Origin of the sequence: Shewanella sp. S1-49-MNA-CIBAN-0167 (assembly GCF_040310145.1) — a bacterium.
In the GTDB taxonomy this organism is placed as follows: Bacteria; Pseudomonadota; Gammaproteobacteria; order Enterobacterales; family Shewanellaceae; genus Shewanella; species Shewanella psychromarinicola.
In genome coordinates, this window is the sequence record NZ_JBEOPO010000258.1 from 1 (window position 1) to 272 (window position 272).

Below are 272 nucleotides of genomic sequence, written 5' to 3' on the forward strand. Positions count from 1 at the left end.
CAGCTAACAGTGGCCCAAAAGCAGTGGATATGTTGCGTAAACAAAGGGGCGAGTTATTGTTGGTAGACTGGATGATTCCAGAAATGAACGGCAGCGAGGTTATCACGGCGATTGATAAAATGGTGGAAGATGGTAGCTTAGCAAAAACGCCGATCAATAAGTTAATGACCGCTTATGCAGCAGATCCCATAGACAAATAGCATAAAAAAAACTAGGTTTAATAGGTGTTAAAAAAAAAGTTTAAACAGTAGCCATTATTTTAAGATAATATT

General features: G+C 37.9%; 1 protein-coding gene. It reads left to right on the forward strand.

Annotation, left to right across the window (positions count from 1 at the left end; genetic code table 11):
• Window positions 1-200, forward strand: a 200-nt coding sequence (locus tag AAEZ00_RS21245; protein ID WP_351089886.1) for a hypothetical protein, incomplete at its 5' end; no start/stop codon positions are given.
• Window positions 201-272: the final 72 nt, after the last annotated feature.